The 22085-nt window shown below is 73.3% G+C and carries 25 protein-coding genes; 12 read left to right on the forward strand and 13 right to left on the reverse strand.

Features of this window, described 5'->3' with window-relative positions:
* Window positions 1-3: 3 nt before the first annotated feature.
* Together ACWC9T_RS03040 and ACWC9T_RS03045 are read right to left on the reverse strand one after the other, a co-directional pair.
* Window positions 4-912 (reverse strand): transglutaminase family protein, encoded by a 909-nt coding sequence (locus ACWC9T_RS03040; protein ID WP_449819288.1) that lies wholly within the window; start codon window positions 910-912, stop codon window positions 4-6.
* 31 nt (window positions 913-943) lie between these two features.
* Window positions 944-1945: a GNAT family N-acetyltransferase gene (locus tag ACWC9T_RS03045; RefSeq protein WP_449819289.1), complete on the reverse strand. Its 1002-nt coding sequence runs from the start codon at window positions 1943-1945 to the stop codon at window positions 944-946.
* 134 nt (window positions 1946-2079) lie between these two features.
* Here ACWC9T_RS03045 and fdxA point away from each other — a divergent pair, with 134 nt between their 5' ends.
* Window positions 2080-2406 (forward strand): ferredoxin, encoded by a 327-nt coding sequence (gene fdxA / locus ACWC9T_RS03050; RefSeq protein WP_350511846.1) that lies wholly within the window; start codon window positions 2080-2082, stop codon window positions 2404-2406.
* A 95-nt stretch (window positions 2407-2501) separates the two neighbouring features.
* Entirely contained in the window at window positions 2502-3608 is a 1107-nt protein-coding gene (dapC, locus tag ACWC9T_RS03055) for a succinyldiaminopimelate transaminase (RefSeq protein ID WP_449819349.1), read from the forward strand.
* Between the two features lie 125 nt (window positions 3609-3733).
* Here the strand turns inward: dapC and ACWC9T_RS03060 are convergent, their stop codons facing one another.
* The gene (locus ACWC9T_RS03060) at window positions 3734-4525 is read right to left on the reverse strand and encodes a hypothetical protein (RefSeq protein ID WP_449819290.1); all 792 of its coding nucleotides are present in this window, start codon (window positions 4523-4525) and stop codon (window positions 3734-3736) included.
* A gap of 308 nt (window positions 4526-4833) precedes the next feature.
* Window positions 4834-5901 carry a hypothetical protein gene (locus ACWC9T_RS03065; RefSeq protein WP_449819291.1) on the reverse strand — a complete coding sequence of 356 codons (1068 nt, stop codon included), beginning with the start codon at window positions 5899-5901 and terminating at the stop codon, window positions 4834-4836.
* A 145-nt stretch (window positions 5902-6046) separates the two neighbouring features.
* On the opposite strand from ACWC9T_RS03065, the gene dapE reads away from it, so the two are divergent.
* A complete protein-coding gene (dapE, locus tag ACWC9T_RS03070) occupies window positions 6047-7123 on the forward strand; it encodes a succinyl-diaminopimelate desuccinylase (RefSeq protein ID WP_449819292.1) in 1077 nt (358 codons plus the stop codon).
* 120 nt (window positions 7124-7243) lie between these two features.
* A complete protein-coding gene (locus ACWC9T_RS03075; RefSeq protein ID WP_449819293.1) occupies window positions 7244-8053 on the forward strand; it encodes an LOG family protein in 810 nt (269 codons plus the stop codon).
* 70 nt (window positions 8054-8123) lie between these two features.
* Here ACWC9T_RS03075 and folP read toward each other — a convergent pair whose 3' ends face one another.
* Entirely contained in the window at window positions 8124-8936 is an 813-nt protein-coding gene (gene folP, locus ACWC9T_RS03080; protein ID WP_449819350.1) for a dihydropteroate synthase, read from the reverse strand.
* Window positions 8937-9116: 180 nt separating this feature from the next.
* On the opposite strand from folP, the gene ACWC9T_RS03085 reads away from it, so the two are divergent.
* The gene (locus ACWC9T_RS03085) at window positions 9117-9539 is read left to right on the forward strand and encodes a DivIVA domain-containing protein (protein ID WP_449819294.1); all 423 of its coding nucleotides are present in this window, start codon (window positions 9117-9119) and stop codon (window positions 9537-9539) included.
* On the forward strand, window positions 9536-10135 hold the full coding sequence (locus tag ACWC9T_RS03090) for a DNA-3-methyladenine glycosylase I (protein ID WP_449819295.1): 600 nt from the start codon (window positions 9536-9538) through the stop codon (window positions 10133-10135). The genes ACWC9T_RS03085 and ACWC9T_RS03090 overlap by 4 nt, the downstream gene beginning before the upstream one ends.
* Before the next feature lie 15 nt (window positions 10136-10150).
* Here ACWC9T_RS03090 and ACWC9T_RS03095 read toward each other — a convergent pair whose 3' ends face one another.
* Window positions 10151-10951 carry an enoyl-CoA hydratase-related protein gene (locus tag ACWC9T_RS03095; RefSeq protein WP_449819296.1) on the reverse strand — a complete coding sequence of 267 codons (801 nt, stop codon included), beginning with the start codon at window positions 10949-10951 and terminating at the stop codon, window positions 10151-10153.
* 296 nt (window positions 10952-11247) lie between these two features.
* Between ACWC9T_RS03095 and ACWC9T_RS03100 the strand changes: the two genes are divergently transcribed.
* Complete coding sequence (locus tag ACWC9T_RS03100; protein ID WP_014137929.1) at window positions 11248-11415, forward strand: DUF3117 domain-containing protein; 168 nt, start codon at window positions 11248-11250, stop codon at window positions 11413-11415.
* Between the two features lie 91 nt (window positions 11416-11506).
* Here ACWC9T_RS03100 and ACWC9T_RS03105 read toward each other — a convergent pair whose 3' ends face one another.
* Complete coding sequence (locus tag ACWC9T_RS03105) at window positions 11507-12139, reverse strand: O-methyltransferase (RefSeq protein ID WP_045700929.1); 633 nt, start codon at window positions 12137-12139, stop codon at window positions 11507-11509.
* Between the two features lie 174 nt (window positions 12140-12313).
* Here ACWC9T_RS03105 and sigE point away from each other — a divergent pair, with 174 nt between their 5' ends.
* From sigE to ACWC9T_RS03125, 4 genes are all read left to right on the forward strand, one after another.
* Window positions 12314-13159 (forward strand): RNA polymerase sigma factor SigE, encoded by an 846-nt coding sequence (gene sigE / locus ACWC9T_RS03110; RefSeq protein ID WP_449819297.1) that lies wholly within the window; start codon window positions 12314-12316, stop codon window positions 13157-13159.
* On the forward strand, window positions 13156-14163 hold the full coding sequence (locus ACWC9T_RS03115) for an anti-sigma factor family protein (RefSeq protein WP_449819298.1): 1008 nt from the start codon (window positions 13156-13158) through the stop codon (window positions 14161-14163). The genes sigE and ACWC9T_RS03115 overlap by 4 nt, the downstream gene beginning before the upstream one ends.
* Window positions 14164-14289: 126 nt before the next feature.
* Window positions 14290-14724, forward strand: coding sequence for a sec-independent translocase (locus ACWC9T_RS03120; protein WP_449819299.1), 435 nt, complete (start codon window positions 14290-14292; stop codon window positions 14722-14724).
* Window positions 14725-14990: 266 nt separating this feature from the next.
* On the forward strand, window positions 14991-15671 hold the full coding sequence (locus ACWC9T_RS03125) for a hypothetical protein (protein ID WP_449819300.1): 681 nt from the start codon (window positions 14991-14993) through the stop codon (window positions 15669-15671).
* A 17-nt stretch (window positions 15672-15688) separates the two neighbouring features.
* Here the strand turns inward: ACWC9T_RS03125 and ACWC9T_RS03130 are convergent, their stop codons facing one another.
* The 5 genes from ACWC9T_RS03130 to ACWC9T_RS03150 all read right to left on the reverse strand — a co-directional run bounded on the left by ACWC9T_RS03130 (window position 15689) and on the right by ACWC9T_RS03150 (window position 19718).
* Window positions 15689-15823 carry a hypothetical protein gene (locus ACWC9T_RS03130; RefSeq protein ID WP_449819301.1) on the reverse strand — a complete coding sequence of 45 codons (135 nt, stop codon included), beginning with the start codon at window positions 15821-15823 and terminating at the stop codon, window positions 15689-15691.
* A 99-nt stretch (window positions 15824-15922) separates the two neighbouring features.
* Entirely contained in the window at window positions 15923-17083 is a 1161-nt protein-coding gene (locus ACWC9T_RS03135; RefSeq protein WP_449819302.1) for an Mrp/NBP35 family ATP-binding protein, read from the reverse strand.
* A gap of 56 nt (window positions 17084-17139) precedes the next feature.
* Window positions 17140-17685: a DUF1003 domain-containing protein gene (locus ACWC9T_RS03140; RefSeq protein ID WP_449819351.1), complete on the reverse strand. Its 546-nt coding sequence runs from the start codon at window positions 17683-17685 to the stop codon at window positions 17140-17142.
* A gap of 76 nt (window positions 17686-17761) precedes the next feature.
* Window positions 17762-19048 carry a magnesium transporter MgtE N-terminal domain-containing protein gene (locus ACWC9T_RS03145; protein WP_449819303.1) on the reverse strand — a complete coding sequence of 429 codons (1287 nt, stop codon included), beginning with the start codon at window positions 19046-19048 and terminating at the stop codon, window positions 17762-17764.
* Window positions 19049-19178: 130 nt separating this feature from the next.
* Window positions 19179-19718, reverse strand: coding sequence for a hypothetical protein (locus tag ACWC9T_RS03150; protein WP_449819304.1), 540 nt, complete (start codon window positions 19716-19718; stop codon window positions 19179-19181).
* Window positions 19719-19830: 112 nt separating this feature from the next.
* On the opposite strand from ACWC9T_RS03150, the gene ACWC9T_RS03155 reads away from it, so the two are divergent.
* Complete coding sequence (locus ACWC9T_RS03155) at window positions 19831-20799, forward strand: DMT family transporter (RefSeq protein ID WP_449819305.1); 969 nt, start codon at window positions 19831-19833, stop codon at window positions 20797-20799.
* Between the two features lie 7 nt (window positions 20800-20806).
* On the opposite strand, the gene corA is transcribed toward ACWC9T_RS03155, so the two are convergent.
* Window positions 20807-21928, reverse strand: coding sequence for a magnesium/cobalt transporter CorA (gene corA / locus ACWC9T_RS03160; protein WP_449819306.1), 1122 nt, complete (start codon window positions 21926-21928; stop codon window positions 20807-20809).
* Window positions 21929-22085 lie beyond the last annotated feature (157 nt).

Below are 22085 nucleotides of genomic sequence, written 5' to 3' on the forward strand. Positions count from 1 at the left end.
CCGCTAGTTGAGCCGGTGCCGGGCCGCCCGGGCCTCCTGGCGGACCTTGGCGGCGCCGTCCGGGTCGAAGGCGTCCAGGATCTGCGCGTAGGCGTCCATCTCCGCCGATCCGCCGAGGAAGTCCCCCATCCGCACCAGGAGTTCGGCCCGCTCCAGGCGCAGCTGGGCGGGATGCCGGGGGAGCAGCAGGGCGAGCTCGGTGGCCCACAGCTGGGTGCGGGCGTGCTCGGGGCGGTCGGCGGCCCAGACCCGGATGTTGCCGAGCACCCGCAGCACGATGTCCAGCGGCTGGGCCGGGGTGAGCAGGGTGGGGGTGAAGTCGTGCCCGGCGGCGGCGACCAACTGCTCGACGTCGGCAGGGTCGAGCAGCCGGCCGCCGTGGAAGGGGTCGGCGAGCACGTACTCCTCGCCGCCGGCCGGGCCGCCGACCGCGACGATGAAGTGGCCGGGCAGCGCGATGCCGTGGACGGTGAGCCCGGCCCGTTGCCCGACCGCCATCCACACCAGCGAGAGCATGATCGGCAGCCCGCGCCGACGCCGCAGCACGTCCGGTAGCAGCGAGGACTCCAGCCGCCGGTAGTCGGACTGCCGCCCGTGGAACCGCTCCCGCCCGCCGAGGACGGCGGCGAGCAGGGCGGCGGTCTCCTCCGGCCCGGACGGCGAGCGTTCGGCCACGGCGAGCCGTACCGCCGCCGCGTGCCGGTCCAGCGCGGCCTCGCAGGCGGCGAGCAGGGCGTCCACGCCCGGCGGCTCGCCCGGGTCGCCCGGGTCGAGGACCGGGCCGTGTTCGGCGGCGGCGAGTACGCAGAGCAGCACCGGGTCGGGCTGCTCGGCGCGGGCGGCGGTCCGGAAGCGGTCTCTGCTCTGCTCGGTCACGGTGACGACGACGGCCTTCGTACGACGGACGGACAAGCGGACAAACGAGGGCGTAACGGTCGGGCGGCTACCCCTGGGGCAGGGGCGCGTAGTGGTAAGTGTGACTGGTCGTGAAGCCGAGTCCGTCATAGAGCGCGATCGCACCCTCGTTGCCGGCCTCGACCTGCAGGTGCGCGCCGCTCGCGCCCTCCTCGGCCGCCCGGGCGGCGAGCACCGCCATGACCGCCGTCGCCAGCCCCGCCCGCCGGGCGTACGGCTGGACCTCGATCGCGCCGAAGCAGGCCCAGGGGCCGTCGATGACACAGCGTCCGATCGCCAGCGGTGGCTGCCCGGGGGCACCCGGCACGGTGGCGAACCAGACCGACGGGCCGCCGTGCAGCACCCGCCGGGCCGCCTCCCGCACCGCCGGGTCCTCGCTCAGCCGCCCGTACAGCGACATCCACTCCGCGTTCGCCGTCCGCGAGAGCCGCACCCTGTCGTGCCCGGAGCCGGCCCGGGCCACCCCGGCCAGCGGCGCCGTGCGCACCAGGGTCGGCGAGCGCAGCGGGCCCAGCAGCGCCCGCAGTTCGTCCGTGGTCCCGGGCGTGACCACCTCGACCAGGGCGGGCAGGCCGCGCGCCGCGTACCAGTCCCGGACGGCGGTCAGCGCCCGCGGCAGTGGTAGCCCCGGGTCCCCGAGCGCCTGGACGGAGTTGGCCCGCTGGGTGAACCCGGCGGCGGCCCGCAGCGTCCACTCGCCGAGTGCCTCCTGCTCGACCCCGGGCCAGCCGCGCCCGGCGATCCGCTGCAGCTCGACGGGCGTGGCGTCCGGATGTGCCGCGCGCCGGGCCGGGAACAGCGGGACGGTCTTGCCCGCGACCAGCAGTTTCTCCGGGAAGGAGACCGGCTCGCCCGAGCGCGGTACGATCACGAGTCCTTGATCGTCCCACGATGTGAGCACGCCGATCACATCGCGGAACACGGGGCGGCCGTCCACGAACTCCGACACGCGGCGCGCGGACACGCGTCGTCCCACGTCAGAGCGATCTATCCGGACTTCCGGACGGCTCTCCAGCGGGTCCCGAGTCATGATCCGGCCACCTCCTGTGCATTTGCGGTCCCAGACCCGCGATACTAGGGGCGGGCATCGACGACGCCGCGCTCACCGCGCACGCGAGCAGAACAGAACGGGCCGCCAGGGCCCTTCCGAGGAGGAACGACAGCGTGACCTACGTCATCGCGCAGCCTTGTGTCGACGTGAAGGACAAGGCGTGCATCGAAGAGTGCCCGGTTGACTGCATCTACGAGGGCAGCCGTTCCCTCTACATCCACCCGGATGAGTGTGTCGACTGTGGCGCTTGCGAGCCGGTCTGCCCGGTCGAGGCGATCTTCTACGAGGACGACACTCCGGAGGAGTGGAAGGACTACTACAAGGCGAACGTCGAGTTCTTCGACGACCTCGGCTCGCCCGGTGGTGCCTCGAAGCTCGGCCTGATCGAGCGGGACCACCCGTTCATCGCCGCTCTGCCGCCGCAGAACGCCGACCACTGACGATCGGTGGCTACTGAGCTGTGAACACGAACAGCACGCGCGCGCCGTTCCCGGGCCACCCGGGGGCGGCGCGCCGCCATTCTGGCCGGACAAGGCTGTCGGACCGACTCCCCGTGTTCCCCTGGGACAAGCTGGAGCCCTACAAGGCCACCGCCCTCGCCCACCCGGGCGGCCTCTGCGACTTCTCGGTCGGCACCCCCGTCGACCCGGTCCCCGAGGTGATCCAGAAGGCGCTGGCCGCCCACACCGACACGCCCGGCTACCCGACCGTCTGGGGACCGCTGGAGCTGCGCGAGGCGATCGCCGGCTGGCTGCACCGCCGCTGCGGCGCGCAGATCGCCCCGCAGGCCGTCCTGCCGACCGTCGGCTCCAAGGAGCTGGTGGCCTGGCTGCCGACCCAGCTCGGCCTCGGCCCGGGCGACCAGGTCGCCTACCCGCGGCTGGCCTACCCGACCTACGAGGTGGGCGCCCGGCTGTGCGGCGCCGAGCCGGTCGAGTACGACTCGGTGGACGAGCTGGACGGCTCCCGGGTGCGCCTGCTCTGGGTGAACTCGCCGTCCAACCCGACCGGCCGGGTGCTCGGGAAGGACGAGCTGCGCCGCGCCGTCGAGTGGGCCCGGGAGCACCGGGCGCTGCTGGTCAGCGACGAGTGCTACCTGGAGCTGGGCTGGGAGGCCGACCCGGTGTCCGTCCTGCACCCGGACGTCTGCGGGGACCCCGGCGACGGAACGCAGCACGACGGCCTGCTGGCCGTCCACTCGCTCTCCAAGCGCTCCAACCTGGCCGGCTACCGCGCCTCCTTCGTGGCGGGCGACCCGGTGGTGGTCAAGGAGCTGCTGGAGGTGCGCAAGCACGGCGGCATGATCGTGCCGGCGCCGGTCCAGGCGGCGACGGTCGCGGCCCTGGCGGACGACGCGCACGTGGCCGAGCAGCGGGCGCGGTACGCGGCCCGGCGCTCGGCGCTGCGGGCGGCGCTGGAGGCGTACGGCTTCCGGGTCGAGCACTCCGAGGCGAGCCTCTACCTGTGGGTGACCCAGGACCGCCCGTGCTGGGAGACCGTGGCCGAACTGGCCCGGCTGGGAATCCTGGTGGCGCCCGGCGACTTCTACGGGCCGGCCGGCGAGCGCTTCGTCCGGGTCGCCTTCACCGCGACCGACGAGCGGGTCGCCGCGGCCGTCGAGCGGCTGAACACGGCGCGCTGACGACACGCCGAAGGGGCCGGTGTTCCGAGTGGAACACCGGCCCCTTCGCCATGGGGTCAGGGCGTGTCCTGCCGATCTCCGCCGGGTCCGACAAGACCCACAGGACACGCCCCGGCGTGTCGGGACTACAGCGGCAGGCCGCTGATGCCGCCGCCGTTCACGCCGCCCAGCAGGCCGCTGACCGGGCCGAGTGCGCCGGTCAGGCCGGAGAGCGGGTTGTTCGGGCCGAGGTCGGCACCGCCGAGGCGGTTGGCCGAGCCGTGCTCCGCGAGGCCCAGGACGTCGGTGCCGGGCAGGGCGTGTTCGACCGAGCCGACCGGCAGCGCGCGCTCCACCGAGCCGAGCGGCAGCGCGTCGGTGACGGCGTTGGTGCCGGGGACGGCGCCGGAGAGCTTGTCGGTGCCGGGCAGCGCCTGGGCGACGGCGCCCGCCTGGCCGAGCCCGCCGACCGGGCTGGCGCCGGCGTTGGCGCTGCGGGTGCCCATTCCCTTGCCGGTGACGGCCTCGCCGAGCTTGCCGGCCAGCGCCGAGGCGACCTTCGGGGTGACGGCGGAGAGCTGGCCGGTGGTGGCGGCGGTCTGGTCGACCGGAGCGGTCAGCGAGCTGGCCTTCTCGTTCGCCTCGGGGAGCTGGTGGGCGACGATGCCGCCGGCGGCATCGGCGGAGGCCGGCACACCGGCGGCGACGGTGGCCGCGCCGGTGGTGCCGGCGGCCTGGCCGAGCTGGTGGGTGGTGTGCTGCAGGGTGGAACCGGTGTCGGCGTTGGTCAGCTGGCCCAGCGGCGCCGCGAGGTCGCTCTTGGGAAGCAGGGCGTCCCCGCCCAGGGCGGACGCGGAGCCGGCCGCGACCAGCGGGGTCGCTCCGGCGGCCACGACGAGCGCGGCCTGGGCGATCCGGCGCGTGAGGGGGTGAGACATGGGGCTCCTCGAAGGGGTCTGGGTCCGTCCCGTCAGCCGGTGGACGACCGGGCCTGGACGGGACCGGGCGGACGAGGTTGTTACCGCTTGAGAAGCCAGAAGGTTTCGGCCGGTGCAAGGAAAGTTCCTGACCGACCATCGGATCGTATGATCACAGCAGTGGGGTCCACCGGGCCCTACCGCACGCCGTCGAATCGGCCCCGGCCATGGGAAGTGACGGTTCTCCACCCGGGTTCGCCGGAACGGGCGGTCGGTCCACCGGAGTTGACCGGAACCACCCGTTCGGCGGCAACCCGTACGTCAGTGCGTCAGCTCTTGTCGTACGGGGCCAGGGTGACCTGAACGAGCTTGGTCGACGTCCCCGAGGTCTGGGTCTGCCAGCCGTCCTCGGACTTGGTCTTGCGCCAGATCTTCCCGTCGTAGGCCACTGTCGCGATGCCCAGCTGCTGGGCCTGCGCGACCGCCCAGTGCGCCACCTCCCAGCCGCTGGCCCGCTCCGCGCTCGCCCCGGCGTCGGCCCCGGCGTCCGCCGAGGAGGTCAGCGCCGCGGCGGACGGGTCCGGGGTCAGCGAGACCGCGTTCTCGGCGCCCTTGATCGTCGAGGTGTAGCCGGTGGCCGGGGTCACGGTCCGGCCGAACTCCCGGCGCACCCGGTCGGACAGCACCTGGGCGCGGTCCGGCTGCGCGACCGGGGTCGCCGTGGCGCCCGCGGTCGGCGACGGCGAGTCGGCCGGGTCCGGCTTGGCGTAGTCGTGCACCACGCAGCTGAAGGAGCCCGGCTCACGCCCGGCCAGCGCCGAGGTCAGCAGGGTCGCCTTGGTCTCGTGCTTGGCGTACGCCTGCGGGTAGCCGCTCTTCTGCACCGCCTGGGCCGCGTCGGTCAGCGGCATCCGGGTGTAGCCGTTGACCTTGACCAGACCGTCCAGGAACTTGTTGGTCGCGTACACCGGGTCCGCGATCTGTGCCGGGGTGCCCCAGCCCATCGAGGGCCGCTGCTGGAACAGGCCGATCGAGTCCCGGTCACCGCCCGCGAGGTTGCGCAGCTTGGACTCCTGCATGGCGGTCGCCAGCGAGATCGCGGTCGCCCGGTCCGGCAGCCCGCGCGAACGCGCCACCGCGGCGATCGTCGCGGCGTTGGCGGCCTGCGGCAGCTCCAGCGTGCCGCTGCCGGCCGCGGTCTTCACCGAGCACTCCTCGGAGACGCCCGGCCGGAACCCGAACCACCAGATCCCGACCGCCGCCAGGCCGGCGACCATCGCCAGGCCGAGTAGCCCGACCAGCACGAGCAACAGCGCGCGCACGGGACCGCGGCGGCGGGGCGCCGCTTCGTCGCCCAGCTCCTCGCCCAGCTCCTCGCTGTTCCTTCTCCTGGCCACCCTCGCCCCTCTCGCGCCCGCCATCTTGATCCGACACCGTACCCACTCGGACGGATGTGCGGCGTACTCCGGTTGCCGATCCGGGCACCTTCCGTGTCACAGAACACCCACACGAGCCGCACATCCACGCGGATAGGCTGACGCCATGAGCAGCCCGAACCCGACGCCCCTGGACCTCACCCTCGACGGCGGCGCGCTGACCGCCCGACTCGTCGACTTCCCCTCGGTGAGCGGCGACGAGCAGGCGCTCGCCGACGCCGTGGAGGCCGCCCTGCGCGGCTACCCGCACCTCACCGTGGACCGCTACGGCAACAACGTGGTCGCCCGCACCGACCTCGGCCGCGGTGAGCGCGTCGTGCTGGCCGGTCACCTGGACACCGTGCCGATCGCCGACAACCTGCCCTCGTACGTCGAGGGGGACCTGCTCTACGGCTGCGGCACCTCGGACATGAAGTCCGGCGTGGCCGTCGCGCTGCGCCTGGCCGCCACCCTGACGGAGCCCAACCGCGACCTCACCTACGTGTTCTACGACTGCGAGGAGGTAGAGGCCCACCGCAACGGCCTCGGCCACCTCGCCAAGGACCGCCCGGAGTGGCTGGCCGCCGACTTCGCGGTGCTGATGGAACCCAGCGACGCCGTGGTCGAGGGCGGCTGCCAGGGTACCCTGCGGGCGCAGATCCGGCTCACCGGCGTGCGCGCCCACGCGGCCCGCAGCTGGCTCGGCGACAACGCCGTCCACCACGCCGCCGAGGTGCTCACCCGGCTCGCCGACTACCAGCCGCGCCGGGTGGAGATCGACGGCCTGGAGTACCGCGAGGGCCTCAACGCGGTGCGGATCGACGGCGGCGTGGCCGGCAACGTGATCCCGGACGAGTGCGTGATCACGATCAACTTCCGCTACGCGCCGGACCGCAGCGAGGCCGAGGCGGAGAAGCACGTGCGCGAGGTCTTCGGCGGCTTCGAGTTGACCGTGACCGACTTCGCCGCCGGTGCCCTGCCCGGCCTCTCCCAGCCGGCCGCGCAGGCCTTCCTGGCGGCCACCGGCGGTCAGGCCCGGGCCAAGTTCGGCTGGACCGACGTCGCCCGGTTCAGCGCGCTCGGCGTCCCGGCGGTCAACTACGGCCCCGGCGACCCGAACTTCGCGCACAAGCGGGACGAGCACTGCTCGCTGACCGCCATCGCCGAGACCGAGGCCCGGCTGCGCGCCTGGCTGACCAGCTGACCCGCGCCGGTCCGGGGTTCGACAGCTGATCCGACCAGCAGCCGAACGCCACCTTCCGGTTGCCCAACCGACCTTCCCCCGTTGCCTGAAAACGGGGGAAGGTCGGCGTAGGGTTTCGTCATGACAGGCACAGGAGACGACAAGCAGTACGGACACGGCCCGGAGCAGGTCGGCGTGCCGCGGAAGAAGAAGGCCTGGCCCGAGAAGCAGAAGGGCCCGGTGCTGGTGCGCCGGGACCAGGTCGGCACGAGCACCACGGACCAGCGCCTGCTGGACACCACCGGTCCCACCGACTGGCTGCACACCGACCCCTGGCGGGTGCTGCGGATCACCTCCGAGTTCGTCGAGGGCTTCGGCGCCCTCGCCGAACTCCCGCCCGCGATCAGCGTCTTCGGCTCCGCCCGCACCTCGGTCGACTCGCCCGAGTACGAGGCCGGGGTGGCCATCGGCCGGGCCCTCGCCGAGGCCGGCTACGCGGTGATCACCGGCGGCGGCCCGGGCGCCATGGAGGCCGCCAACCGCGGCGCCTCGGAAGCCGGCGGGCTGAGCGTCGGGCTCGGCATCGAGCTGCCCTTCGAGCAGGGCCTCAACGAGTTCGTCGACCTCGGGCTGAACTTCCGTTACTTCTTCGTCCGCAAGACGATGTTCGTGAAGTACGCCCAGGGCTTCGTGGTGCTGCCCGGCGGGCTCGGCACGCTGGACGAACTGTTCGAGGCGCTCACCCTGGTGCAGACGAAGAAGGTCACCCGCTTCCCGGTGATCCTCTACGGCAGCGCCTACTGGGGCGGCCTCTACGAGTGGCTGAAGAACACCCTGGTCGAGCAGGGCAAGGCGGCCCCGCACGACCTGGAGCTGTTCCACATCACCGACGACATCGACGAGGTCATGAAGATCCTCGCCGACGCCCGCCGACCCGCCAACGAGATCTAGCGCGAGCGAGCCGAGCGTCGGCACCGGGTCCCGAGCGCTCCGGAGGCGAGCCGAGCGCCATCAAGGGGCCCTAGGCCAGCCCCCGGCGGGCGACCGCCGGGGGGCGGGTGCCCCGGATCGAGGCGACCATGTCCAGCACCTGGCGGGTCTCCGCGACCTGGTGCACCCGGTACACCTGCGCGCCCAGCCAGGCCGAGACCGCCGTGGTGGCCAGGGTGCCGAGCAGCCGCTCGTTCACCGGCTTGTCCAGGGTCTCGCCGACGAAGTCCTTGTTGGAGAGCGAGACCAGCACCGGGAAGCCGGTCGCGGTCATCTCGGGCAGCCGCCGGGTGGCCTCCAGCGAGTGCCGGGTGTTCTTGCCGAAGTCGTGCCCCGGGTCGATGATCACCGCGTCCCGGCGGACGCCCAGCCCCACCGCCCGCTCGGCCAGCCCGACGGTCACCCGCAGGATGTCCGCCATCACGTCCTCGTACCCGACCCGGTGCGGCCGGGTGCGCGGCTCGGCGCCGCCCGCGTGGGTGCAGACCAGCCCGACGTCGTACCGGGCGGCCACCTCGGCGAGCTTCGGGTCCACCCCGCCCCAGGCGTCGTTCAGCAGGTCCGCGCCCACCTCGCAGACCGCCTCGCCGACCTCGTGCCGCCAGGTGTCCACGCTGATCACCGCGTCGGGGTGGCGCTTGCGCAGCTCGGCCACGAAGGGGACGGTGCGCCGCAGCTCCTCCTCGACCGTGACCTCGTCGCCGGGACCGGCCTTCACCCCGCCGATGTCCAGGATCGCCGCGCCCTCGGCCATCGCGCGGTCGGCGGCGGCGAACGCGGCCTCGTCGGCGAAGGTCGCGCCCTTGTCGAAGAACGAGTCCGGCGTCCGGTTCACGATCGCCATGATCACCAGCTCGTCGTCACCGAATTCGCGCGGTCCCAGGCGCAGTGCCACCGATGTCTCCTCCACAGCTCCTGCGGGTGCGATGATGGCCCCCGGCCTCACTAGGGACCATGCTGTCATGATCAGTCTGGTTCCCTGGCACTTGATCGAGGACCGGCCGGGAGTTCGGGAGGACAGCTCGTGTTCTGGGTGATCGTGGTCGCCATGGCCGTGGTGGTCGGCGGCGCCGCGCTGGTGGCGCTGGGCGGGGGCGGCTCGATGCCGGAGGCGGTGCCGGACCGCATCGCCGCGCGGCTGCCGCAGGACCGACCGCTGAGCAAGACGGACGTGGACGACCTGCGCCTGCCGATGGCCGTGCGCGGCTACCGGATGGACGAGGTGGACGACGTCCTGGACCGCCTCGGCGCCGAACTCGCCTACCGCGACTCGCGGATCGCCGAGCTGGAGGCCGCCGCCCAACTGCGCGGCGCGGTCGAGGCCACCACCGCCCCGGACCCGGACGCCGAACCGCTGCCCGGCCTGGAGGAGTTCGCCAAGGTGGTCCAGCCCGCCGCGGCGCCCGCCAAGGCCCCCGAGGACGCGAAGCCGGGGACGGAGCAGTGACCGACGTCGCGGAGGGCGCGGTGCTCGGCGCGGACGGCCTGCGCCGCTGCGGCTGGGGCGACTCGACCGACGACTACCGCGTCTACCACGACACCGAGTGGGGCCGCCCGGTGCACGGCGACGACGCCCTGTTCGAGCGGGTCTGCCTGGAGGCCTTCCAGTCCGGCCTGTCCTGGCTGACCATCCTGCGTCGCCGCGAGGGCTTCCGGGCCGCGTTCGCCGGCTTCGAGATCGCCGAGGTCGCCGAGTTCGGCGAGGCGGACAAGGAGCGGCTGCTCGCCGACGCGGGCATCATCCGCAACCGGGCCAAGATCGAGGCGGCGATCGCCAACGCCAAGGTCGCCCGCGACCTGGACGGCGGCCTGGACGCGCTGATCTGGCAGTTCGCCGCCGACCCGGCCCGGCCGGCCCCCCGCACACTGGCGGAGGTGCCGGCCGTCACGCCCGAGTCGACGGCGCTGGCGAAGGCGTTGAAGAAGGCGGGCTTCCGCTTCGTCGGCCCGACCACCGCCTACGCCCTGATGCAGGCCTGCGGTCTGGTCGACGACCACCTGGCGGACTGCCACGTCCGCACCGGCGGGAGGCGGAAGCGCTGAGCCCTGGGGCGCGCCCTAGCGGCCGACGTACTTCGGCTTCTCCTTGGCGATGAAGGCGCGCACCGCGATCCGGTGGTCCTCGCTCTCGCCGGCCAGGGTCTGCAGCTCGTCCTCCTTGTCGAGCAGTTCGTCCAGCGAGTGCGAAGCGCCGTACGCCAGCGACGCCTTGATGGCGCCGTAGGCCACGGTCGGCCCCTCGGCCAGCTCGCGGGCGAAGGTCCGTGCGGTGGCGGCGAGTTCCTCGGCCGGCACCACCTTGGTGGCCAGGCCCAGCTCCATCGCCTCGGCGGCCTTGACCGTCCGGGGCAGCATCAGCAGCTCGGTGGCCTTGGCGTGGCCGACCAGCCGGGGCAGCGTCCAGGAGGCGCCCGAGTCGGCGGTCAGGCCGATCCCGGCGAAGGCGGTGTTGAAGCCGGCCCGGTCGGAGAGGATCCGGAAGTCGCAGGCGAAGGCGAGCGAGGCGCCCGCGCCGGCCGCCACCCCGCCGACCGCGGCCACGGTCGGCTTGCGCATCCCGGCCAGCGCCCGGGTCAGCGGGTTGTAGTGCTCGGCGACGGTCCGCAGCGCGCCCTCACCGGTCTCCTCGTACCGCTTCAGCAGCGTCAGGTGCTCGTTCAGGTCCTGCCCGACGCAGAACGCCCGCTCGCCCGCCCCGGTCAGCAGCACCGCCCGCACGGCCGGGTCCGCGGCCGCCTCGGTCACGGTGTCGCGCAGGGCGACCTTGGTGACAACGTCCAGGGCGTTCATCGCCTCCGGGCGGTTGATGGTGATGACGGCCAGGCCGCCGTCCAGCTCGTACAGCACGGAATCGGACATGGGCGAGGGCTCCCTAAACGATCGTCGTGTCGGTGGTTGTGCCAGGATGCCGGAGCGCACGGCGAGCTGGGGAGTGTGAGGTATCGCACCTTCCGGCGGTGGCGGCAAGGCCGCCACGCCGGGGCTTATGACGCCAATTGCGATGGTTGGGGCCGGTCCGGCCGAGGTTGCACCGAGAGTGATGTTGGTCATCAGGCCGTGGCATGCGGGATAATGGCTTCCGATCAATGCGTTCGATACCGGCGGTGGACGGACTGCCGGTGCGTAGCTGAGCGGTTGCAGGAAGGGGAACGAGCATGGCGGCCATGAAGCCGCGGACGGGTGACGGCCCGCTCGAAGTCACCAAAGAGGGGCGGGGCATCATCATGCGCGTTCCGCTCGAAGGCGGCGGACGCCTCGTGGTGGAGCTCACGCCTGACGAGGCCGACGCCCTCGGCGAGGCCCTGAAGAAGGCCTGCGGCTGACCGCAGCGGGTGCTCGCCATCTCCTGGAGATGTGCTGCCGGGCCCGGGTACGACGTCATGTCGGCCCGGGCTCGCGCGTTCTGCGGGGCCGCTAGCGTTTCACGGCGCAGAGCAGCCCGTCGGAGACCGGCAGCAGCGCGGGCAGCAGCGCGTCGCTCTCCCGTACGTCCCGGACCAGGTCCCGCACCGCGCCGGTCTGCGGGTCCTGCAGCTCCGGCTCGGCCAGCCGGCCCTCCTGGAAGACCCCCTCGAAGCAGACCATCCCGCCCGGCCGCAGCAGCCGCAGAGCCTCCAGCAGGTACTCCCGGGACTCGGCCGGATCGCCGTCGCAGAACACCAGGTCGTACTGGCCGTCGGCGAGCCGGGGCAGCACCTCCAGTGCCCGGCCGGGTATGAACCGGGAGCGGTTGGCGGCGAACCCGGCCGCCTGGTACGCCTCACGGGCCAGCTGCTGGCGCACCGGCTCGGAGTCCACCGTGGTGAGCACGCCGTCCGGCCGCATCCCGCGCAGCAGGTAGACCCCGGACACACCGGTGCCGGTGCCGATCTCGGCCACCGCCTTGGCGTCCAGCGCCGCGGCCAGCAGCCGCAGGCACGCCCCGCCGCTCGGCCCGATGGCCCGTATCCCGGTCCGCGCGGACTGCGCCCGGGCGTAGGTCAGCACCGCGTCCTCGCCCACGTAGGTGTCGGCGAGGGCCGCGCGCGCGGGCCCGAACTCGCTGATGGCTGCCTCTTTCGGAGCCCCGGGCGGCGGCCCGGTGCCGAGGGATGTCGATATTTCCTGCCACAGATTACTGGCCGGGCGGGAACCGCGTACGGCGGCGGGCCGTTGTCACTGAGGACCGGGTGCGGGAGACCTCCCGGGCACTTTTATCCGGGCTTGACGGGTGAGGTGGATATGGTGGTGGCCCTGCTGGGCAGAAGAGCCGACCGAGGAGGTGTGGCCGAGGGCGACGTCCCTGTGCGGCGGCACTCCCGCGGCACCGCGTCGGCCCGTACGCCGAAGCCCGTGATGAACCAGCCTGCGCACTCCGACCTGGACCCCGCCGCCGCCGAGACGCCGGCCGTCGGTACCACCGTGGCCCCCGCCCTCGCGACCTTCGCCGAGGGCCCCGACGCGCAGAGCTGGACTCCGCCGACGTGGGAGGAGATCGTCGAGGCGCACAGCGCCCGCGTCTACCGCCTCGCGTACCGGCTGACGGGCAACCAGCACGACGCCGAGGACCTCACCCAGGAGGTCTTCGTCCGGGTGTTCCGTTCGCTGTCGACCTACACCCCCGGCACGTTCGAGGGCTGGCTGCACCGGATCACCACCAACCTGTTCCTGGACATGGTCCGCCGCCGCCAGCGCATCCGCTTCGACGCGCTCGGCGAGGACGCGGCCGAGCGGCTCGCCTCCCGCGAGCCCAGCCCGGCCCAGCACTTCAGCGACACCCACTTCGACGCCGACGTGCAGCACGCCCTGGACACCCTCGCCCCGGAGTTCCGCGCCGCCGTGGTGCTCTGCGACATCGAGGGTCTGTCCTACGAGGAGATCGCCGCCACGCTGGGCGTCAAGCTCGGCACCGTCCGCAGCCGCATCCACCGCGGCCGCTCGCACCTGCGCGCCGCGCTCAAGCACCGCGCCCCCGGCCAGGTCCCCGGCCGTGAGCGCCGTGGCGGCTCGGAGGAGCCGGTGCCGGTGGGCGCCGTCGCCGCCGAGGCCGCGGCTGCGCCGGGTGGGCGCGGACGGAGGCGATCGTGAGCGGAACCAGCCGGTCCGGTCCGGAACGGTCGGAGGCGTCCGACCGGTCCCAGACCTGGCGGAGCTGGGCGCTGGGCCGCCGGGGTGGTGACGACCCCGGTGAGCCGCTGCTGCCCGCCGTCCCGTTGCCGGGCGACACGGCGCTGCGCGCGGTGCCGGTACGCCCCGTGGAGCCCGTCGCCGAGGAACACCACCTGGGCGACCGCCTGTCCGCCTTCCTGGACGGCGAGCTCGGGCACGACTCGCGCGAGCGGGTCCAGGCCCATCTGGCCACCTGTCCGCAGTGCAAGGCCGAGGCCGACGAGGGCCGCGCCGTCAAGCACCTGCTGACCCGCACCGACACCCCCGGCCCGTCCACCTCGCTGATGGCCCGGCTGATGGCCGTCGGCAACCTGCCGGAGGGCGCCCCGGCGGACGGTGGCTGGCCGGGCGACCCCGGCCGACGCGACGACGACGACCTGCCCGGCGGCGGGGTCGCCGCCACCGGCACGCTCGGCGGCAGCCGGCTCACCGGCGGCTCCTTCGGTCGCGGGGCCGGCGCCTCCTTCGGCGCGGGCGCGCTCGGCGCCGACACCCCGCTACCCGGGGTCGACCCGCGCGCCTTCGGCCGCGGCTCGGTGCTGCGACCCCTGATGGGCCGGCGCACCGGCCGTCCGGAGTCCGCCGACCGCACCGCCGCCCGGCCGCAGCCGGCCGCGGCCGCCGTCCGCCCCCCCGCGCGCGGGCGCCGCCTGGTGTTCGCCGCCGCGGGCGCCTTCTCGGTCGCCGCGGTGACGCTCGGCGGCGTCGGCGGGCTCACCCCGGGCGAGGACCAGCACGGCACCACGGTCAGCCCGATCGGCGGCAACGGCACCACCGGCCGCAGCGGCCTGGTCCCGATGACCGCGCAGATCCAGGTGGACTTCCCGGGCCGCCCGGCCGCCGCCACCCGCGGGGCGAGCCCGTCCTCCTCACCGGAGCGCTACCCGGGCACCATCGCGGCCCTTCGCCAGCAGGTCCGCTAGCGAACACCCCGCCTTCGGGCCCGGCCACCGGCTGGTCTTCACCACGGCTTCATCGCAGCGTGGACCACGGACTCGCCGTGGCCATTACCCTGGAGGAACCGTCGTCCGGCGAGCTAGGGAGCAAAGGTGTTCAGCGACGTAGGCGGGCTGGAGATCCTGACCCTGATCGTGATGGCGATCATCATCTTCGGCCCCGACAAGCTCCCGAAGCTGATTCAGGACACCATGGGCTTCATCCGCAAGGTCCGCTCCTTCGCCGACAACGCGAAGGAGGACATCCGCAGCGAGCTGGGTCCCGAGTTCAAGGACTTCGAGTTCGAGGACCTCAACCCCAAGACCTTCGTCCGCAAGCAGCTCATGGGCGGCGAGGAGGACCCGCTGGGCTTCAAGGACATGAAGGACTCGCTCGACATCCGCTCCGTCCTGGACGACAAGCCCGCGGGGCCGGTGAACGGCCGGGAGGGCAGCGTGGGTTTCGAGAAGGCCGCCCCGGCGGCCGCCTCCACCGGTGCCCCGCTGCAGCCCGGCGAGCGGCCCCCGTTCGACCCCGACGCGACGTAGGGCCTGTCCGGCGGGTCCTCGGCGGGTCCGGCAGAACCCACCGGACAGGCCCTGCGGCCTTCGGCCGGAACTCGACGCCACCGCTCCGCCCGGCCGCCCGGCTGAGCGGGGCAGCGGCGTCTACGCCGCTATTGTGCTGATTGTTCCCGCTGAGCCGTCCGTCACATCCGCGCTTGCGCGGACCAGGAACGGCCCGGGAACGCCGAGGTGCGCCACCATGGGAGCGCGCCACGGCAGGCATACGTGCGTTTTGAGGAGGCCCGGGGATGGACGCGACGAGTCAGGTGGGAGGGGCGACGGCCACGGCCGGCGGCCCGGTTGTCGGCGGGCAGGCCGGCCCGGCGGACCCGCTGGTGCCCTACCTGTCCGCCGACTTCGCCTGGTACGGCCTGGACGACGGCTGGACCGGCCGCCGCTTCCTGATGCAGGCGGGCGCCGGCGCCCCCCGCGCCGGGGCGGCGGCCGGCGGCGTCGACTACGGCACCCTCGGCCACGGCGACGAGCTGGCCAGGCAGTACGAGCCGCGTGACATGCGCAAGTTCGCCGTGGTGGTCACCGTGGCCCGCCGGGACAGCCGCCGCAGCGCCGACAACACCGGCATCCTGGAGGCGACCTCCGCCGCCTCCGCCGCCTGGCTGGCCGGCTCCGGCCTGCTCGCGGCGACCTGGCCCGGCCAGCTGGACCGGACGCTGCGCCAGGACTGGCTGGACCAGCAGAGCGCCCTGGCCTGGGACCTCGCCGACGACCTGGCCGGGCCCGGCTGGTCCACCCTCAGCCTGCCGGTCAACGGCCTGCCGCAGCCCTTCCGCTACCGCGAGTCGGAGTACGGCTGGGTGCTCGCGGGCGAGGCCCCCGGCGTCCTGCTCGGCGCCTTCGGCCGCGGCGTCAGCGCCTACGGCGTCGGCTTCGCCACCGTCCCCGACCTGAGCGCCTACGCCCGCCCGTAGGGCCCGCGAGGGGCGGGTCAGTCGGCGAGGAACACGGTCCGCGGTGCTGGGCCGTAGCACGGCGGCAGCAGCCCGACCAATGTCACCACGAGGTGGTTGACGAGCGGCGGGAAGTCGTGGTCGCCGTCACTGAGGATCTCGCTGAGGATCACAAGCGGCCACGGTGCCAGGGCGGTTGACGGGTCGTCGCCGTCCGCGGGCATGCGAACGGGCCGGGTGCGAGCGCACCCGGCCCGTTCGGTCCGCCGATGTCAGAACTTGTTCTTGGGCGTCAGTCCGAGGGACATGCCCGACAGGCCGCGCTGGCGGCCGCCGAGCTTGCCGGCCACGGCGCGCAGGGCGGCGCCCGCCGGGGAGTCGGGGGCGGCGAGCACGACCGGGCGGCCGTCGTCGCCGCCCTCGCGCAGCCGGACGTCGATCGGGATCGAGCCGAGGACCGGGACGGTCGCGCCGACGGTGCGGGTGAGCGCGTCCGCGACGGTCTGGCCGCCGCCGGTGCCGAAGACGTCGATCATCTCGTCGCAGTGCGGGCACGGCATGCCGGACATGTTCTCGATCACGCCGACGATCTTCTGGTGGGTCTGCACCGCGATGGTGCCAGCCCGCTCGGCCACCTCGGCGGCGGCCATCTGCGGGGTGGTGACGATCAGGATCTCCGCGTTGGGGACCAGCTGGGCCACCGAGATCGCGATGTCGCCGGTGCCGGGCGGCAGGTCCAGCAGCAGCACGTCCAGGTCGCCCCACCACACGTCGGCGAGGAACTGCTGCAGCGCGCGGTGCAGCATCGGGCCGCGCCAGACCACCGGGGCGTTGCCCGGGGTGAACATGCCGATCGAGATGACCTTCACACCGTTCGCCTGCGGCGGCATGATCATGTCCTGGACCTGGGTCGGCCGACCCTCGACACCCAGCATGCGCGGCACGCTGTGGCCGTAGATGTCGGCGTCCACCACGGCGACCTTCAGGCCGTCCGCGGCCATCGCGGCGGCCAGGTTGACCGTCACCGAGGACTTGCCGACGCCGCCCTTGCCGGAGGCGACGGCGTAGACACGAGTCAGCGTGCCCGGCTTGGCGAACGGGATCTCCCGCTCGGGGGCGCCGCCGCGCAGCAGCTGGGAGAGCTCCTTGCGCTGCTCGTCGCTCATCACGTCGAGCTCGACCTCGACGCCGGTCACGCCGGGCACCCTGCCGACCGCCTCGCGGACCCGGGTGACGATGGTGTCGCGCATCGGACAGCCGGAGACGGTCAGGTAGACCGCGACGCGCACCGCGCCGCCCTCGGCGATCTCGACCGATTTCACCATGCCGATCTCGGTGATCGGGCGGTTGATCTCCGGGTCGTTGACGGTCGCCAGTGCCTCGCGTACGGACTCCTCCGTGACGCCGCCCGCGACCTCTGTCTCGTTGGCCATGTCTTGATGGTACGGCTCCGGGCGAACTGCTTAACCGGTCGGTAGCGTGCTGCCGGTCACAACGTCCCGGAGGGGTTCCGGCGTTCGTCCATCTCCTTGAGCAGCGACTGGAGCTCGGAGCGGATGAAGTCACGGGTGGCGACCTCGCCGAGCCCGTGCCGCAGCGCGGCGACCTCGCGGGTCAGGTACTCGGTGTCGGCGATGTTGCGGTCGCTGCGGGCCCGGTCCTGCTCCATGTTGACCCGGTCCCGGTTGTCCTGGCGGTTCTGCGCCAGCAGGATCAGCGGCGCCGCGTAGGAGGCCTGCAGCGACAGCGCCAGGGTCAGGAAGATGAACGGGTACTCGTCGAAGCGCGCGCTGGTCGGCAGCAGGGTGTTCCACCCTATCCAGATGACGACCACCACCGTCATCCAGACGATGAACCGCCCGGTGCCGAGGAAGCGGGCGATCCGCTCCGACAGCACACCGAAGGCCTCGGGGTCGTAGGACGGCAGCGTGAGCAGGCCGGGCCGGGCGGTGCGCGGCTGGTCGAGCCGGGTGCGGCTGGAACCGGTGATCGGGGCGGTCTCCAGGCGGTCCCGGCCGCCCTCGCGGGTGCGCAGCTCGCGCAGCCGGCGTAGCTCCCGCAGTTCACCCACCAGGCGCCGGCGCGCGGAGTCGTCCGGCCGTCCGTTGCGCTCACCGTCCACCGGCCATCTCCTCGCTCTCGTCGTCGCGGGCGTGCAGCGCGGCGTCGCGCCAGTCCTCGGGCAGCAGGTGGTCGAGCACGTCGTCGACGGTCACCGCGCCCAGCATGTGGTCCGCCTCGTCCACCACCGGCGCGGCCACCAGGTTGTAGGTCGCCAGGTAGCTGGTGACCAGCGACAGCGGGGTGTCCGGTGGCAGCGGGTCCAGGTCGTCGTCCACCAGCGAGCCGACCAGGACGTACGGGGGCTCGCGCAGCAGCCGCTGGAAGTGCACGGTGCCCAGGTAGCGGCCGGTCGGGGTCTCGTTCGGCGGGCGGCAGACGAAGATCTGCGCGGCCAGCGCGGGCTTGTGGTCGCTGACCCGGATCCGGGCCAGCGCCTCGGCGACCGTCGCGTCCGGCTCCAGCACGATTGGCTCGGTGGTCATCAGACCACCGGCGGTGTCCTCCTCGTAGGACAGCAGGCGGCGCACCGGCGCGGCCTCCTCCGGCTCCATCAGCTGGAGCAGCCGCTCCGCCTCGTCGCCGGGCAGTTCGGAGAGCAGGTCGGCGGCGTCGTCCGGGTCCATCGCCTCCAGGACGTCGGCGGCGCGCTCGTCCTTCAGCTTGCCGATGATCTCGACCTGGTCGTCCTCGGGCAGCTCCTCCATGACGTCCGCGAGCCGGTCGTCCGGCAGTGCGGCGGCCACCTCGGCGCGGCGCTTCGCGGACAGGTGGTGCATCACGCTGGCGAGGTCGGCCGGGCGCAGCTGCTCGAAGGTGGCCAGCAGGTTGGCCGCGCCCTGGTCCTGCTCGGGCAGCGTGAAGCCGGTGACGTCCTGCCAGTCCAGGGTGAGCCGCTCGCCCTTGCCCTTGCGCAGCCGGCCGGCCCGGCCGACCTGGACGAAGACCTTGCTGATCTCCCACTCGCGCAACCGGGTCTGCACCATGCCGACGTCCAGCACGGTGACCTCCTCACCGGTCTTGGACCAGGTGACGGTGCGGTCCAGCAGCTCGGCGAGCACCAGGGTCTCGGACGGGCGCTGCTCGAAGCGCCGCAGGTTGATCAGGCCGGTGGTGAGCACCTGGCCGGACTCCAGGCTGGTCACCCGGGTCATCGGCAGGAAGATCCGGCGCCGGCCGACGACCTCGACCACCAGACCGAGCACCCGCGGCGGGCGGCCGCCGAGCCGCAGCGAGACCACCACGTCCCGGACCCGCCCGACCTGGTCGCCGTTCGGGTCGAAGACCGCGATGGCCGAGAGATGGGAGATGAAGACCCGGGCGCCTGGCCCTGCCATGGACTCCCTCCGATCGCTCGACGCCGTGGGGAGGGTGCGCCGAGCACACCCGCCGCCAAGGCTACCCGTGTGCTCGGGGCCCGGCTCGGAGTGGCACGGTAGCGGCCGCAGGAGTCGTGGACATGAACCGTCAGCGGCGCTTGAACAGCAGTCTGGGCAGACCGGCAGGGATCGGGCGGCGGGTGGTGGCCGGGGTCGGCATCGGCTGGGCCGCGTGCGAGCCGTCCGGCATCGCCCCCGGGCGCTCGGTCAGCGTGCCGGCCGGCTCCAGCCGCAGCACCCGGCACTCGCGGGCCCAGCGCTCGGTGATGGCGTCGGTGTCGGGCGCGTTCAGCCGCTTGCCCTTGAGCTCCTCCACGGCGCCCCGCCAGGCCTCGCTGCCCGGCACCAGCTCCACCACCCTGGCGCCCCAGCCGGCCAGTCGGCCGCCCTTGTCCTTGCTGCGCACCGTGACCACGGCCGCGGCGCCCGGCGTCAGACCGTGCAGCGGCTGCTCGCCGCCGTCGCCGACCACCACCACCGCGCCGTCGTGCCAGGCGTGCCACAGCGGCCGGGCCTGCTCCTGGCCGTCCGCGCGCACCCAGAGCAGACCGGACTTCTTCGCGGCCTCCTCCATCAGGGCCTGGTCGAGGAAGTCGTCGGCGGTCGCGGCGGCGGGCGTACGGTCCATGGCCGACAGCGTACGGGTTCCCCGCCTTCGCCGTGCTTCCCGTCCCTTTCTGTCCACCGGATGTCTCAGCCTCCGGGCGACAGTTCCATTCGCGCACCACGGGCCTTACCGTATGAGCGCCCCACACCATGACCAGCGAAGGAGCGCCGTGCCCGCCGCCCGGCCCGCGACCGCCCCTGCCACCCCCGCCGCCGACGACCCCCGGCCCGCGCACCCGCTCCCCGCCCTCGACCTGCTGCTGCTCGCCGTCTCCATCGGCGGCATCTCGTTCTCCGGACCGCTGATCAGCGCCACCGCCGCACCCGCGCTGGCCATCGCCCTCTGGCGCAACGTCATGTCCGTCGGCGTCCTCGGCCCCTACGCCCTGCTGCGCCACCGTGCCGAACTGCGCGGCATCGGCCGCCGGGCACTGCTGCTCGCGATCGCCGCTGGCGCCCTGCTCGCCGTGCACTTCGCCCTCTGGATGCCCAGCCTGCGGATGACCTCGGTGGCCTCCGCCACCGCCCTGGTCACCACCACCCCGCTGTGGACCATCCTGTTGATGCGGCTGTTCGGCGTCCGCGCCCCGCGCACGGTCTGGCTCGGCACGGTCGTCGCCTTCGCCGGCGTCCTCGTCCTGACCGGCGTCGACCTCTCACTCTCCCCGCGCGCCCTGCTCGGCGACGCCCTCGCCCTCGCCGCCGGCCTCGCCGCGGCCGGGTACATGCTGCTCGGCGCCGAGGTCCGCAAGACCGTCAGCACCACCGGCTACACCCTGATCTGCTACGCCACCACCGCGGTCGGCCTGCTCGTGATCTGCCTGGCCACCGGGACGCCCCTGTCCGGCTGGTCGGCCGGGGCCTGGTGGCAGATCGTGCTGCTGATGGTCGTCGCCCAGCTGCTCGGGCACTCGCTCAGCAACCGGGTGGTGCGCAACCTCGGCCCCTCGATCACTTCCACCGCGATCCTGCTGGAGACCCCGGGCGCGACCCTGATCGCCGCCCTCTGGCTCGGCCAGTGGCCCCCGGCGGCCGCCTACCCGGCGGTGGTGCTGATCCTGCTCGGCCTGGTCCTGGTCGCCCGCGGTGGGCGGCGGCCCTGAGCCGGGGCTACAGCCAGCCGTTGCGACGGAAGCCCCGGTACATCCCGACGCAGATCAACGTGACCGCGCCGAGCACCGCCGGATAGCCGTACGGGTTGTGCAGCTCCGGCATGTAGTCGAAGTTCATCCCATACACGCCGGTGATCATGGTGGGCACCGCGAAGATCGCCGCCCAGGCGGTGATCTTGCGCATGTCCTCGTTCTGCGCCACCGACACCTGCGCCAGGCTTGCCTGCAACAGCGAGTTCAGCAGCTCGTCGAAACCGTGCACCTGCTCGGTGACCCGGGCCAGGTGGTCCGCGACGTCCCGGAAGTACTTCTGGATGTCCGGGTCCACCAGCCCCTGCGACGGCTCCGACAACTGCTGCATCGGACGCAGCAGCGGCACCACCGCACGCTTGAACTCCAGCACCTCGCGCTTGAGTTGGTAGACCCGGCCGACATCGGTGCTGCGCGCGCCCCTGGCCGAGAAGACGCCGTACTCGATCTCGTCCACGTCGTTCTGCAGCCGCTCGGCGACCAGCAGGTAGTTGTCCACCACGTGGTCGGCGATCGCGTGCAGCACCGCGGACGGGCCCTTGGCCAGCAGCCCGGACTCGTCCGCGTCCGCCTCCAGCCGGTGCCGCAGCTCCTGCAGCGAACCGTGGCCGCCGTGCCGGACCGTGATCACGAAGTCCCGCCCGGCGAACACCATCAGCTCGCCGGTCTCCACCACCTCGCTGGTCGGCGTGAGCTGGTCGTGCTCGACGTAGCGGATGGTCTTGAAGACGGCGAACAGCACGTCGTCGTAGCGCTCCACCTTGGGCCGCTGGTGCGCGTGCACCGCGTCCTCCACCGCGAGCGGGTGCAGGCCGAAGCGCTGCGCGATGCCCTCGAACTCGTCCTCGGTCGGCTCGTGCAGCCCGATCCAGCTGAACGACCCCGAGCTGTCCGGGAGTTGGCGCGCCGCCTTGACCCGCCGGGCGGCGTCGTGCGGGCTGCAGGCCTCACCGCTGCGCCGGCCGTGCTGGTAGACCGCGCAGTCCACGACCGCCGAGCTGCCGCCTTCCGGCACGGCGTCGTACGGACCGGTGACGCCCCGACGGCGGTTGGTGCGGACGGCGGCGCGCAGGCTGTTGATCATCGACATGGCAGGCTCCCTGGGGCAGGAGCCGTCGCACGGCGGCACGGAGAACGCGGGAAGCAGGGCCATGGTGCGACGGCGAGGAACACCGGTGAAGGGGATGAGGGTGCTCTCCCGGCCGGTCCGTCCGCCGTCGATCCGCGCCCGGGGCCACTACGGCTGG

This window comes from Kitasatospora sp. NPDC001159, assembly GCF_053598235.1.

Excerpts from the sequence above, each read along its gene's own strand:
- ACWC9T_RS03045 (WP_449819289.1), bottom strand. The coding sequence starts at position 1,945 with ATGACTCGGGACCCGCTGGAGAGCCGTCCGGAAGTCCGGATAGATCGC.
- ACWC9T_RS03060 (WP_449819290.1), bottom strand. The coding sequence starts at position 4,525 with ATGTCTCACCCCCTCACGCGCCGGATCGCCCAGGCCGCGCTCGTCGTG.
- dapE (WP_449819292.1), top strand. The coding sequence starts at position 6,047 with ATGAGCAGCCCGAACCCGACGCCCCTGGACCTCACCCTCGACGGCGGC.
- ACWC9T_RS03075 (WP_449819293.1), top strand. The coding sequence starts at position 7,244 with ATGACAGGCACAGGAGACGACAAGCAGTACGGACACGGCCCGGAGCAG.
- folP (WP_449819350.1), bottom strand. The coding sequence starts at position 8,936 with ATGGCGATCGTGAACCGGACGCCGGACTCGTTCTTCGACAAGGGCGCG.
- ACWC9T_RS03095 (WP_449819296.1), bottom strand. The coding sequence starts at position 10,951 with ATGTCCGATTCCGTGCTGTACGAGCTGGACGGCGGCCTGGCCGTCATC.
- ACWC9T_RS03100 (WP_014137929.1), top strand. The coding sequence starts at position 11,248 with ATGGCGGCCATGAAGCCGCGGACGGGTGACGGCCCGCTCGAAGTCACC.
- sigE (WP_449819297.1), top strand. The coding sequence starts at position 12,314 with ATGGTGGTGGCCCTGCTGGGCAGAAGAGCCGACCGAGGAGGTGTGGCC.
- ACWC9T_RS03125 (WP_449819300.1), top strand. The coding sequence starts at position 14,991 with ATGGACGCGACGAGTCAGGTGGGAGGGGCGACGGCCACGGCCGGCGGC.
- ACWC9T_RS03135 (WP_449819302.1), bottom strand. The coding sequence starts at position 17,083 with ATGGCCAACGAGACAGAGGTCGCGGGCGGCGTCACGGAGGAGTCCGTA.
- ACWC9T_RS03145 (WP_449819303.1), bottom strand. The coding sequence starts at position 19,048 with ATGGCAGGGCCAGGCGCCCGGGTCTTCATCTCCCATCTCTCGGCCATC.
- ACWC9T_RS03150 (WP_449819304.1), bottom strand. The coding sequence starts at position 19,718 with ATGGACCGTACGCCCGCCGCCGCGACCGCCGACGACTTCCTCGACCAG.
- ACWC9T_RS03155 (WP_449819305.1), top strand. The coding sequence starts at position 19,831 with ATGAGCGCCCCACACCATGACCAGCGAAGGAGCGCCGTGCCCGCCGCC.
- corA (WP_449819306.1), bottom strand. The coding sequence starts at position 21,928 with ATGTCGATGATCAACAGCCTGCGCGCCGCCGTCCGCACCAACCGCCGT.